This is a genomic window from Chryseobacterium suipulveris (assembly GCF_022811685.1).
Classification (GTDB): domain Bacteria; phylum Bacteroidota; class Bacteroidia; order Flavobacteriales; family Weeksellaceae; genus Kaistella; species Kaistella suipulveris.
The window spans coordinates 1702228-1715881 of record NZ_CP094532.1 but is presented as its reverse complement, the minus strand read 5'-3'; the positions used below and the strand labels follow the sequence as shown (position 1 = coordinate 1715881).

Annotated in this window: 8 protein-coding genes; 7 read left to right on the top strand and 1 reads right to left on the bottom strand. The window is 42.3% G+C overall.

Features of this window, described 5'->3' with window-relative positions; all coding sequences use genetic code 11:
- Window positions 1-104 precede the first annotated feature (104 nt).
- The gene (locus tag MTP09_RS08135; protein WP_243547775.1) at window positions 105-1202 is read left to right on the top strand and encodes a Nif3-like dinuclear metal center hexameric protein; all 1098 of its coding nucleotides are present in this window, start codon (window positions 105-107) and stop codon (window positions 1200-1202) included.
- Between the two features lie 3 nt (window positions 1203-1205).
- Window positions 1206-1985, top strand: coding sequence for a zinc ribbon domain-containing protein (locus MTP09_RS08130; protein WP_243547773.1), 780 nt, complete (start codon window positions 1206-1208; stop codon window positions 1983-1985).
- A gap of 63 nt (window positions 1986-2048) precedes the next feature.
- Here MTP09_RS08130 and MTP09_RS08125 read toward each other — a convergent pair whose 3' ends face one another.
- Window positions 2049-3248 carry a pyridoxal phosphate-dependent aminotransferase gene (locus MTP09_RS08125; protein ID WP_243547771.1) on the bottom strand — a complete coding sequence of 400 codons (1200 nt, stop codon included), beginning with the start codon at window positions 3246-3248 and terminating at the stop codon, window positions 2049-2051.
- A 102-nt stretch (window positions 3249-3350) separates the two neighbouring features.
- On the opposite strand from MTP09_RS08125, the gene rsmG reads away from it, so the two are divergent.
- The 5 genes from rsmG to MTP09_RS08100 all read left to right on the top strand — a co-directional run bounded on the left by rsmG (window position 3351) and on the right by MTP09_RS08100 (window position 13512).
- Entirely contained in the window at window positions 3351-3986 is a 636-nt protein-coding gene (gene rsmG, locus MTP09_RS08120; protein ID WP_243547769.1) for a 16S rRNA (guanine(527)-N(7))-methyltransferase RsmG, read from the top strand.
- Window positions 3987-4040: 54 nt separating this feature from the next.
- Window positions 4041-4457: a hypothetical protein gene (locus MTP09_RS08115; protein ID WP_243547767.1), complete on the top strand. Its 417-nt coding sequence runs from the start codon at window positions 4041-4043 to the stop codon at window positions 4455-4457.
- 61 nt (window positions 4458-4518) lie between these two features.
- Window positions 4519-7248, top strand: a complete 2730-nt coding sequence (locus MTP09_RS08110; RefSeq protein WP_243547765.1) for a PD-(D/E)XK nuclease family protein — start codon at window positions 4519-4521, stop codon at window positions 7246-7248.
- A 184-nt stretch (window positions 7249-7432) separates the two neighbouring features.
- Window positions 7433-12091 (top strand): DNA polymerase III subunit alpha, encoded by a 4659-nt coding sequence (dnaE, locus tag MTP09_RS08105; RefSeq protein ID WP_243547764.1) that lies wholly within the window; start codon window positions 7433-7435, stop codon window positions 12089-12091.
- 320 nt (window positions 12092-12411) lie between these two features.
- The gene (locus tag MTP09_RS08100; RefSeq protein WP_243547762.1) at window positions 12412-13512 is read left to right on the top strand and encodes a serine hydrolase domain-containing protein; all 1101 of its coding nucleotides are present in this window, start codon (window positions 12412-12414) and stop codon (window positions 13510-13512) included.
- Window positions 13513-13654: the final 142 nt, after the last annotated feature.

Below are 13654 nucleotides of genomic sequence, written 5' to 3'. Positions count from 1 at the left end.
ACTTATTAAAACTGAAATGAATGCAGAAAGAAAAACCGCGATTTTTTGCGCTGGCTTTATCATCAGAGATTATTGTTTTATCTTCGTTCAAATATTTTTGAAAGATGAAGATCAGTGAATTTATCTCCGAATTTGAAAAATTAATTCCCGCAAAACAGGCAGAAGATTTCGACAATGTCGGTTTGCTGTGCGGAAATCCAGAGCGTGAAATTACAGGTGTTTTGGTTTGTCACGATGCGTTGGAAAATGTGGTCGATGAAGCCATTAACAATAAACAAAACCTGATCTTCACTTTCCATCCTATTATTTTTTCTGGGTTAAAATCCTTGACAGGAAAAAATTATGTTGAAAAAGCTGTCATCAAAGCCATCGAAAACAAAATCGCAATTTATGCGGTACACACGGCTTTTGACAACGATTATTTCGGGGTAAACTTTGGTATATGCGGGAAACTCGGATTGAAGAACCAAAAAATACTGATGCCCAAAACTTCGAATCTAAAAAAATTGGAAGTATATATTCCCAACGAAAATGTGGAAGAAGTAAAAGAAGCCCTTTTTGATGCAGGAGCCGGAAATATCGGTTTTTACGACGAATGCAGTTTTTCGGTTTCGGGTAAAGGAACTTTTCGTCCGCTCGATGGTTCCGATCCTTTTAAAGGTGAAACAGGGATCCGTGAAAACAGTGATGAACAAGTTATTTCCGTGATTTTTGAAAACTTTAAACAAAACGGAATTGTTTCCGCAATGAAAGCTTCACATCCTTACGAAGAGGTTGCCTATCAAATCATTTCCCTCGACAATGAAAACCAATATGCTGGATTGGGAAGGTTCGGCGATCTGGAAAATGAAATGGATGAACAGGAATTTCTGAAAATGGTAAAAGAGAAATTTGATCTGAAAGTAATTCGACATTCCAACCTCAACTCAAAAAAAATCAAGAGAGTAGGCGTTTTGGGCGGAAGCGGAGCAAGCGGAATTAAAGCCGCAATTGCGAATCGTTGTGATGCTTATCTTACGGGAGATGTGAAATACCACGACTTCTTCCAAAGCGAGGGCAAAATGCTGATCTGCGATATCGGCCACTTCGAATCGGAACAATTTGTCGCTCAGCAACTGGTGGATATTTTGTCGCAAAAATTTACTAACTTTGCAGTCTCAAAATCCATTGAGAAAACCAACCCTGTAAATTATTTTCTGTAAAATATGGCTAAAAAAACTGTAGAAATCTCTGTTGAAGATAAGTTAAGAGCGCTTTACGACCTTCAAATCATCGATTCAAGATTAGACGAAATCCGCAATACGAGAGGCGAATTGCCAATCGAGGTGGAAGATCTGGAAATTGAAATCGAAGGACTTGAAAAAAGAGCCGAGAAATTCCAAAGCGAAATCAAGGAGCAAAACGACGAGATCAATACCAAAAACGAGGTGATCAACCACGCAAAAACTTTGATCGAAAAATATAAAGCCCAACAAGACAACGTAAGAAACAATAAGGAATTCGAAGCTTTAGGTAAGGAAATCGAGTTTCAGGATCTTGAGATTCAGCTGGCTGAAAAAAGAATTAAAGAATTCGGTGCAAGAATCAGCCACAAGAAGGAAACGCTTGATGAACTGAATGCTAAAATCGAAGATTTGAAGCAGCACCTGAAATTCAAAAAAGAGGAACTGGACTCATTGGTTGCAGAAACTCAGAAAGAGGAAGAATACCTTTTGAAAAAATCTGAAGAGTTCTCTAAAAACATCGACGAAAGATTACTGGCTTCTTACCAAAGAATCCGCACTAACTCGCTGAACGGACTTGCTGTAGTTGGTCTGGAAAGAGGTGCGCCGAAAGGTTCTTTCTTCACAATTCCGCCACAAAAACAAATGGAAATCGCGCAGAGAAAGAAAATCATCATCGACGAGCATTCAGGAAAAATCCTTGTGGACGACGATCTGGTAAACGAGGAAAACGAAAAAATGGCGGAAGTGATCAAATTCTAAAACCATTTGCAAATAAAAAAAAACCGTTTCAAAAATTCTGAAACGGTTTTTTGTTGCCCAGTTTTAGCTGATCTCCACTTTTTCAAGACATTCCCGAATCCTTCTCATCGATTCTGTAAGTTCTTCTTCCGATGCTGCGTACGAAAACCGGATGCAGCCAGGATTCCCGAACGAAGTTCCGCCAACCGTTCCCACATGTGCGTGGTCGAGCAGGAACATTGCAAAATCATCGGCATCTTTGATGAAGGTTCCGTTCAAAGTTTTCCCGCAGTAAAAGGAAATATCGGGAAAAAAGTAAAACGCCGCTTTCGGGTAATTGACTTTAAAATGGGGGACGTCTTTAAGTAAGTTATAAACAATATCGCGACGTTTCCTGAACTCATTAATCATATAATCGTAAGTGGTCGGATCGGCTTTTAATGCGGTTACCGAAGCTTTTTGCGCCATCGTGTTTGCACCGCTCGTCATCTGTCCCTGGATTTTTTCACACGCTTTCGCCAACCAATCCGGACAAGCGGAATAACCAATTCTCCAACCGGTCATCGCAAACGCTTTCGACATTCCGTTAATCACAGCTGTTTGTTCGTAAACCTGCGGAAATTCCGCAATCGAAGTATGTTTCCCATCGTAGTTGATTTTCTCATAAATCTCGTCGGAAATAATTGTGATTTGCGGATGTCTTGCAATGACATTGGCGATTTTTTCGAGTTCATCGTAGGTATAGAAACTTCCCGATGGATTACACGGTGAACTATATAACAGTGCTTTTGTTTTCGGGGTGATCGCTTTCTCAAGCTGTTCGGCGGTCATCTTGAATTCGGTTTCAATGGAAGTTTCAACGAATACCGATTTTCCGCCCATCATTTTCACCATCTCGTCGTAGCTCACCCAATACGGAGCGGGAAGAATCACCTCGTCGCCGTCATTAATAATTGAAGCGAGAACGTTTAGAATAGATTGTTTTGCACCGTTGGAAACACAGATCTGCGTTGGTTTGTAATCGAGGTTATTGTCGCGTTTGAGTTTTTCACAAACCGCCTCCCTCAAATCGAGGAACCCCGGAACAGGGGAGTAATGGCTGAAATTGTTGTTAATCGCCGCAAAAGCAGCTTCCTTGATATTGTCGGGAACATCGAAATCCGGTTCGCCCAAAGTCAAGCTGATCACGTCGAGTCCTTCTGCTTTCATTTGTCGCACTTTGTTGCTCATCACAAAAGTCTGCGAGAAACTCATCCGGTTCAGCCGGTCTGAAAATTTTTCCATTCTTATTTTTAAAATTGATCAAAGGTAATCGGTTTTTTTAAGTTTTCAAAGCGTAAGATTTTGGATTCATTTTTCTATTTTTGCGCCAAACCTTTATCGAAAATGAGTGCAGCGCTGATCGAAAGATATTTTCCGGATCTTAGTGATGAACAGAAATCCCAGTTTTCAAAATTGGAGGAACTTTATGGAGATTGGAATGAGAAGATCAACGTCATTTCCCGGAAAGACATGGATTCGCTGTACGAGAAACACGTGTTGCATTCATTGGGAATTGCAAAAGTGATGGAATTCGCACCCGGAACAAAGGTGCTCGACATCGGTACAGGTGGAGGTTTCCCCGGAATTCCATTGGCGATTCTCTTCCCTGAAGTTCAGTTCACGCTTGTTGACTCTATTGGAAAAAAAATAACCGTGGTCAACGCAGTTTCCGAAAGTTTGGGATTGAAAAACGTCAAAGGAATTCACGAAAGAGCTGAAAAACTGAACGAAAAATACCACTTTGTGGTAAGTCGCGCGGTAACACAGATGCCGGTTTTCCTGCGATGGTTAAAGGGAAAGTTTGAAAAAGAACAATTCAACCCAAAACACAACGGCGTACTTTATCTGAAAGGTGGCGATTTGGCGGAAGAACTTGCAGGACTGAAAGTGGAAGTTTTCGACCTTAAAAATTATTTCGACAGCGAGTTTTTCGAAACAAAAAAAGTAGTATATTTATCAAAAGGAAATTTTAATTCCTGATTCTTTCGAATAAAACAGATATGTTTGACGTTCAATTAAAAAGAAGCAGTTCCTATGAAAAATTTAATAAATATCTTTTTGCTCGCAGTTCCTTTTTTGTTTTTGACGAGCTGCAATGACCGACACGACGGTGACGAAGTTCAAAGCGTCGATCCCGTGAAAATCGACAGTATTGTGGTGGAAAAAGATACCATTTCGGTTCTCACTGTATTGCCGATTAAGACTTATTCCAATTACAGCAGTGCTTGCGAAGGTTTTTACGGATATGATTATCAATATTCCGCTTTATTGGAAAGGAAGGTGGTTTCCTATAAATTCAAAACATCAGCAACTTGCGGAAATGTGGTTGCAAGAGCTTCACAGATCAATTTCCGTCCGCAGGAAAAGGGAACTTTCACCTTTAAGTTCTGGAACGGTAAAGACAGCGCCGGACAAAATATTTGGCTAGAAAAAAATATCGTGGTGCAGTAAAACCGATAAGAAAACTTATAGAAGCATCAAGAAATTGGTGCTTTTTTTTAACGACTAAACTATGAAATTCTTAAATAAAATAATATCCGAACTGTTACAGAATCAGCAGGATTTGTCGGCATTTACCTTTGTGCTTCCGGGAAAAAGACCGATTGTCTTTATTAAGCAGATTCTGAAAGAAAAGCAGTATTCGGGTTTTCTTCCCGATTTTTTTACGGTAGAAGATCTGATTCGAGAAATCTCCGGAAAACGGGCAGTACAGGGAATTTCGCTTTGGCTTTTTGCGTTTGAAGTGTATCGGGAAATACAGCCGTCGGAAGATTTTGCCAGTTTCCTGAAATGGTTTCCCACTGTTTTGAAAGATTGGGACGATATTCTGAAGTTTGCCGAAAGCGACAAAGCCGTTCTGGAATATATGTTCGACGAGGAAAGGATCAAAAACTGGTCGGAAAATTTGGGCGAAACCGAGGATAATCCCAGAAAGAAGTTCCTGAATTTCTGGCAGAAAATGAATTTGTTCCTTCCGCTGCTAAAACAGAAACTCAATGAGAAAAACTGGGCAACTGCAGGAATGATCCACGAATCTGCGAGAGACAAAATCGAGAATTTCGCTCTTCAAACGGACAAAAAATTTGTGTTTTGTGGTTTCAATGCCTTTACTCCGGTTGAGGAAAAATTGGTGAGAACGCTTTTGCAATGGGACAAAGCACAGTGTTTTTTCCAGGCAGATGAATATTACATCAATGATGAAAAACAGGAATCAGGAAAGTTCTTGAGAGGAATAAAAAAATGGAAGGAATTCAATGACAGCCGAAGTTTTCGCTGGATCGAGAATGATTTTGCGCAGCCGAAAGAACTCAAGGTTTACGAAGTTTCCGGAAACATCACGCAAACAAAAGTTTTACCGACGATTTTCGAAAAAATCAATGACGAAGATCTTTCCAAAACCGCTGTAGTTTTGCTGGATGAAAATCTGCTTCCCGCAAGTTTGGACGCGTTGAGCTCGGTGAAACATCTCAATATCACCATGGGATTTCCGCTGAAAAATCTGAGTTTCAGCAATGCGATGAAGAAGCTTTTCTATCTTCAGAAACAGTTGGAGAAAAAGGATTCCTCTTATTATTACAATGATCTGCTTTCGATCTTGGAAGAACTTCCGAATGACGAAGCCGACCGAAAAATTGTTGACCATTTCAAATCCCAAATTGAGGAGCGGAACATTGTTTACATCTCCAAGAAACAGTTTGCGGAAATGCTTGAGGAACTTTCTTACTATAACCTTCTCATTAAACCCGAAAACTCCGTTTCATTTCTCGATTCGCTTACCAATTTCTGTTACCAGTTGAAGTTTCGGGATCTGGACGATATTCTTTTTGAGAATATTTCACATTTCGAGAGAAGTTTTAAAATCATTAAGAATCAGATTTCTCCGTATTCATTCCCAATCAAAATGGAAACTTTGGAGGTGCTGATCAACCAACTCGTTAATTCGGAAACGATTGATTTTCAAGGCGAACCACTTCAAGGATTACAGGTAATGGGGTTGCTCGAAACTCGGCTTCTGTATTTTGAGAACATCATTCTCCTTTCCGCCAACGAAGGTAAACTTCCGCTCGGAAATTCGCAGAATACCTACATTCCTTTTGATGTCCGCAAGCATTTTGGACTGCACACTTTCCTTGAAAACGACAGTATTTATGCATACCATTTTTACCGGTTGATTCAGGATTCCAAACAGGTTCATCTGCTTTTCAATGTGTTAAGTTCCGGTGTAAATACTGGTGAACAGAGCCGTTTCATCACCCAGCTTGAGATTGAGGATTCCTACCATGAAATAGAAAAGATTATTATTGAAAACACTTCAGACCCGATTCAGGAGGAACTGATGAAGATTGAGAAAACTCCTGTCGTTCTGGAAAAACTGCAGGAATGGAAGGAGCGGGTTTCGGCTTCGCATTTGAGCACTTATCTCTATAATCCGACTGATTTTTATATGACGAAAATCTTGGGAACTCGGGAAGAAAAGGAAATCGAGGAAGAACTTTCACAACGCAGTTACGGAACTTTGGTCCATTTGGCGTTACAGCTTATTTATGAAAAATTCATCGGTAAAAATCTGAATGTAATTGATTTATCACTTTCAAATGAAGCGATACGTCAATATGTTGATGAAGCGATAATTGAGTCAAAATTCCAGCTTGAATTTTATGAAAAAGGAATGAACTACATTCACCGAACCATCGCTGAAAGAGTAGTACGAAATGTTTTGGAAGTTGACCGAAAACTGGTGGAAAGTGGAAACACTCTGGAAATTCTGAGCGTGGAAGGAAATTTTAAAGATATTCCTTTCATTATTAATGAAGAAACGATTGATGCGGTGAAATTTTACGGATTCATCGACCGAATTGACCGCCTCAACGGAAATCTTAGAATCATCGACTATAAAACCGCCAAGACGAAAAACCTTTCGGTCGCCGTTCCCAAGAAGGAAGAGGACGTTGAAAAATTAGAAATGCTTTTCTTCCGCGACGATTACAAGCAGGCGATGCAGCTGAGCATTTATGCGTATTCGGTTCTTCAGGGGAAAATGTATCCAGACAATTTTGTGCAGTGCGGCATCTGGAGTTTCGCAGAAGTGGGGAAAGGAGTGCAGAACCTTCAGCTTTTCGGAACGGATGAAATTTCAACTGATTCACTGCAAATCCCGATGAGATCGGTTTCAAACCTTATCAAAGAAATCCTGGATCCAGAAATTGAGTTTGAAGAAAAGGTTCAGAAAAGTTGGGGATAACTCCTTCGCGATTTCTTTTTTTTCCTGATATTTTAAACTATTTTTACACGAGCAAAAAAATAAAGTAAACAGGAACCGATCAACTCGTAACCTTTTCTGCTTTAGCTATTCCGATAGCTATTGGAATTACTTGGTTCTTTCACCTTGGCTCTTGGCTCTTTTGACTTGGCTCTTTTAACACATTATGTTTTTAATCTTCGACACGGAAACCACGGGTTTACCAAAAAACTTTAACGCGCCGCTGAGCGATTCCGAAAACTGGCCAAGAATGGTGCAGATCGCTTGGCAACTCCATGATAAGGACGGAAACCTGCTCGAAAACCAGGACTATATCATTAAACCGGAAGGTTACGATATTCCTTTCAATGCTGCGAGAATCCACGGAATTTCTACCAAAATAGCGATGGAGGAAGGGCGAGACTTGGCTGAAGTGCTCGAAGAATTCAGAGAGGTGCTGAAAAAAGTGCAGGTCGTGGTCGGTCACAATATCGACTTCGACTACAAAATCGTGGGTGCAGAGTTTTTTAGAAAAGAGATCGAAAACACTTTAGAAGCAATTCCTACCGCCGATACCATGGAACTCGGGACAGAGTTCTGCCAACTTCCCGGCGGAAAAGGAGGGAAGTACAAATCCCCAAAACTGGAGGAACTGTACCAAAAACTCTATGGCGAGAAATTTGACGAGGCACACAACGCCGCCGCCGATGTGAACGCCACCGCACAGATTTTCTTCGAGATGATGCGAATCGGGATTATTCCTGCATCGAGCTTAAAGATCACCGAAAGCGAGCTTCAGGAATTTATCAAAGCACATCCGAATCCGATTAAACCGTTCGGAATCGTCATCAGAAGACAGGTTGCCGAATCGAAGGAGAAAAAGACCGTCGATTTCGGCGATACCGACGAGGTGGAAATCGGCGACTATTTCAATTTCCACAACCACAGTATTTACTCGTCTTTGCAGGCATCGTCGCACCTCCACGAACTGCTCGAAAAGGCGGAGCGCAACAATTTTCCCGCCGTCGGTTTGGTGGATCTGGGAAATATGATGGGCGCATTTAAGTTTGTTTCCGAAATTGAATCATGGAACAAAGACTGCAAGAAGTTCAACGAAACCTATGAGCAGGAAAAAGATGTAGAAAGAACTCCCGACAAGGAAAAGGATTTTCTTAAAAATAAAGAAAAATTCCTCGGCAAGAAACACGACTTCATCCCAGTAATCGGCTGCGAGTTCTATCTTTCGGACCGCCCCGAACAGAAGCAGTTTACCAAAGACGATCCCGACCGCAGAACCAATGTGGTTTTACTGGCAAAGAATTTCGACGGCTACAGAAACCTGGCGAAACTGTCGAGTTTTGGATTCGTGAACGGATTCTATTTCGGCGTTCCCAGGATCTCTAAAAAAATGATTGCCGAATATAAGGAGGGCTTGATCGCATTGACGGCCGGAACTGCGGGCGACGTACCCAATACGATTCTCGAATTCGGTGAGCAGAAAGGGGAGGAAGTGTTCAAATGGTGGAAAGAAACCTTTGGCGAAGACTTCTACGTACAGATCCAAAACCACGAGGTGGAAGAGGAGGAACACCTCAACGACGTGCTGCTCGAGTTTGCCGACAAATACGGAGTGAAGATTCTGGCACAAAACGAAACCTTCTATACAGAAAAAGCCGATGCCAATATTCAGGACATCCTGTATTGCATCAAGGATGGGGAGAAACTTTCAACCCCGGTCGGAAAAGGTTTCGGAAAACGCAGAGCACTTCCGACCAACGAATTTTATATTAAAGACGAACAAGAGCTTAAGCAGACCTTTAGAAATTATCCCGACGCTTTTGAGGCATATACCGAGTTCCTGGCGAAGTTTGAACGCTACACGCTGAAGCGTGACGTGCTGCTTCCGGAGTTTGCGATTCCAGAAGAGTTTAAAGATGAGCAGGATGAAGCCGACAACGGCAAACGCGGTGAAAATGCTTACCTGAGACATTTGACCTACGAAGGCGCTGCAAGAAGATATTCCGAAATCACCGCTGAAATCAGGGAACGGCTCGACTTCGAACTGGAGGTTATTGCCAATACCGGATATCCCGGTTACTTTTTGATTGTACAGGATTTTTGCAACGAGGCGCGAAAGATGGGGGTTTGGGTCGGTCCGGGTCGTGGTTCTGCTGCAGGTTCTGCGGTGGCGTACTGTACCGGGATTACCAATGTGGACCCCATCAAATACGACCTCCTTTTTGAGAGGTTCCTGAATCCGGAAAGGGTTTCCATGCCCGATATCGATATCGATTTCGACGATGAAGGCCGCGACAAAATCATCAAATGGGTGGTTGACAAATACGGAAAAAACAATGTGGCGCAGATTATTACGTATTCAGTTCTTGGTGGGAAATCTGCGATTAAAGATGCAGGAAGAGTTTTGGATGTATCGATTCCCGAAACTAACAATATCGCGAAACTGGTTCCCTCAATTCCCGGAATGAATATCGCGAAAGCATTTTCGAAGTTTGAGAAACTCGCTCCCGAAGACAAAGTGCTTGTTCAGGAAATGAAGGACATCCTCGCCAATCCCGACGACGGAAGATACGAAGTGCTTTCCTCTGCACAGAAAATGGAGGGCTGCATCAGAAACACCGGAATCCACGCATGCGGAGTGATCATTACGCCAGAAGATATTTCGAACCTGGTACCGATTACCACAGCTGCTAAAGATGCCGACATTTTGGTTTCGCAGTTTGACAACTCTGTTGCGGAAAACGCGGGATTGCTCAAAATGGACTTCTTGGGTTTAAGGACTTTGACCATCATCAAGCACGCCATCAAACTTATTAAGCAAAGACACGGAATCGACATCGACCCGGACAAGATTCCGCTCACCGACAGCAAAACCTTCCAACTCTTTCAGGAGGGGAGAACAGTAGGAATCTTCCAGTACGAAAGTCCTGGAATGCAGAAATATATGCGGGAACTGAAACCGACCGAATTCGCAGATTTAATTGCAATGAACGCGCTGTACAGACCAGGTCCGATTAAGTATATCCCTTCCTTTATCAACAGAAAGCATAAGATTGAAGAAACGCTCTTTGACCTACCGGAAACCGAAGAATATCTCGGCGAAACCTACGGAATTACCGTTTATCAGGAGCAGGTAATGCTGCTTTCGCAGAAGCTCGCCAACTTTACCAAAGGCGAAGCCGACAACCTGAGAAAGGCGATGGGTAAGAAACAGAGAGACGTGCTGGACAAGATGTACCCGAAGTTTATCGAAGGTGGAAAATCCAACAACCTGGATGAAGAGAAGCTGAACAAAATCTGGAAAGACTGGGAAGCTTTTGCGGAATACGCCTTCAACAAATCGCACTCCACCTGTTACGCGCTGATCGCCTACCAAACTGCCTATCTTAAAGCAAACTATCCCGCAGAATATATGGCGAGTGTGATGAGCAACAACATTAACAATACCAAGCAGATCACGATGTTTATGGAGGACTGCAAAAGTATTGGTGTGGATGTTTTGGGTCCCGACGTCAACGAATCGCAGTATGAATTTGCGGTGAACGATAAAGGACAGATCCGCTTCGGATTGGGCGCCATCAAGGGAATTGGCGAAGGTCCAAGTGAAGCCATTGTAGAGGCACGAAAAACGGAAAGATTCAAAAATATCTACGACTTCTTCGAGAAAGTTCCATATTCTCAAATCAATAAAAGGGTTGCCGAAAGTTTGGTGATTGCAGGTGCTTTCGACGAGGTTGATAAATACCACCGCGCACAATATTTCGACATCGACAATGCGGGAAGAACCAATATCGAGCGTCTCCTTCGTTATGGTCAAAGCTTTCAGGACAGCAAGAATGAAATAGAAAACTCGCTGTTTGCCGATTTTGCCGAGGAAGTGCAAATCGAGCAGCCCAAAATAAACCCCGCTCCGGAATGGCAGAATATGCACAAACTCAACCGTGAAAAGGAAATCATCGGGTTCTATCTTTCGGCACATCCGCTGGATGAGTATAAATTCCAGTACCAGTTTATCGAAGGTGCATTAAGCAAAAAGGAAATCCTGGAAGGGAAGAAGCACGGCGGTGAAGAGCTTGAAAAAATAGTCCTCCCGGTAGATGTTTCTGATTCCGACGACGAGATAGTGGATATCGCAGTCGAAGATTTGGATGGGGAAGAAGCAATGATCGATGAGCCGACTAAAAAGGCAGAGCCGAAAGGAGCTTTCAATTTTCTGAATCTGGATGAGGTGGATGCTTTCAAGGAATCCGCTTTCCCGAATCAGCCCGACCTTTTCAACAACGATAAACTTTCGTGGAAGGAGAAACAGGCGCTTAAAAATAATACTCCCGAATATATGGTCGCAGGAATGGTGACCGAATACACGGTGCGCGACGGCAAAAACAGCGGCGAGAAAATCGCATTCGTAACCCTCGAAGATTACAGCGGCAGTTATAGTTTCCGTTTGGGAGACCGCGACTATATGCGGCTTCGCGATAAGGTTGACCTGCAGCGGTTCGTTATTTTCAAGATCAAGTTTTCCCAATCGAATGACGGAAGAGTGTTCGTAAATGTTGCGGATATTATCGATCTGAAAGACGCCTTCGAGAAGTTTGCCAAGAAAATGACGGTGGTTGTTGATATTAATGATCTTCGAAAACAAGACCTGGATTTCTTCATCAGCAGTTTCGCCAAAAACAAGGGAGAGCAGAAGCTGAATTTCTACGTGCGAAATCCTGAAGACCAGTCGGTACTCGAACTCATGTCGATGAAGCAGCATATCGACATCAATGGTGATTTGCTGGGAATTTTCCACGAACTGCAGAAGTATAAGGTGTTTTTGAATTAATGGTTTGTTTCAGATATTTAAAATAAACCTAAATTTGAATAACACCATCCTTAAACCTGGTTATCCGCAGGAAAGCACGTACATATAGATATATTCCATGAGAAATTTTCCTCCGTTTAGGGGCGGGTAAAGAAAATTTCTGATATAGTATTTCTTTTGTTTCAAATATAGAATCTAAGATTAACTTTTTTGTTCGGCTAATCGTCTTTTTTCTGAAAAAGCATAACTTTGTTACCACTAATAATTTTTTCATGAAAACTCAATTGCTTCAATTTGTTCGTATCAATAATTGCGTTCAACAATCAAGTAAACCGCTGTTCATGGCGATCTCGATTTTGCTTGGATGCAGCACCTCCACAATTTATTCGCAAAAACTAAGGGACACTCCAAAATCACTTTCATCCGACCAGATTGCGGCGAAAGTTGATCAACTTGCAGATTCCGTACTCGCGAATACCGACCTTCCCGGAATGTTGGTGGGAGTTTGGTCTCCCCGAAAAAAGCTGACCTACGTAAAAGGAAAGGGACTGAGCGACACCGAAAACCGGAAACCGATGACTCCGGAACAATACTTCCGCATCGGCAGTAATACGAAGACTTTTGTGGTGACGGCGATCATGCAGCTTAGCGACGAGAAAAAACTTTCGCTTGACGACCGGCTGTCAAAGTATTTTCCGGATTATCCGAATGGCGAAAAAATAACGCTTAGAATGTTGGGCAACATGACGAGTGGAATCCCGTCGTATACCATGTTGGACGATTTCCAAGACCAGATGGTGAAAACCCCGCTAAGAAAATGGAAGACGGAAGAACTGATCGGTTATGTAAAAAATCAACCGTTGATGTTCGAACCCGGAACAAAACTTTTTTACTGCAACACCAACACGATTCTTTTGGGAGCAATCATCGAAAAAGTGACGGGCAATAAAGCTTCTCAGGAACTAGAAAACCGTTTCTTCAAAAAACTGAAACTAAAGCATACCTTTTATCCTACAGACGAAAAACTGCCTCCAAACAGCGTTCACGGATATTGGCTTAATGAGTCCACCCACAAACCGACAGAGGATTACACGAGCTATCTTGATCCGTCTTGGGCGGGAGTTTCGGGCGCGGTGGTCTCCAACATTTTTGATGTCAAAACCTGGGTGGAAAGCATGATCGGTGGGAAGCTCAACTCCAAAGAAATGCAGCAGGAAAGATTTGTGGGTCATCCCCGTGAAGACGGAGGCGCAGTGTATGCGATGGGAAACTTTACAAACAATGACAGATTTTGGGGGCACAATGGCGGTTTGCCGGGATATACCTCAATCATGATGCATAATCCGAAAAGCGGAGATACCGTGGTGATTTTTTACAATTGGCAAAATGCTGCCGCAACTCCGGATCAGCTTTACCAAAAGATAGTCCCGCTTTTAAAATAGCTAAAAAACGCAAAGATTGCGGATAAATCCACTGATCACGCGAACGGTTCATTAATTTGGATTAGTCGAAAAAACTTTGCAAACTTATAAAAGAGAATGATTCAAGAATTTACTCTATTAATCATGTTTGTCATTGCGAGGA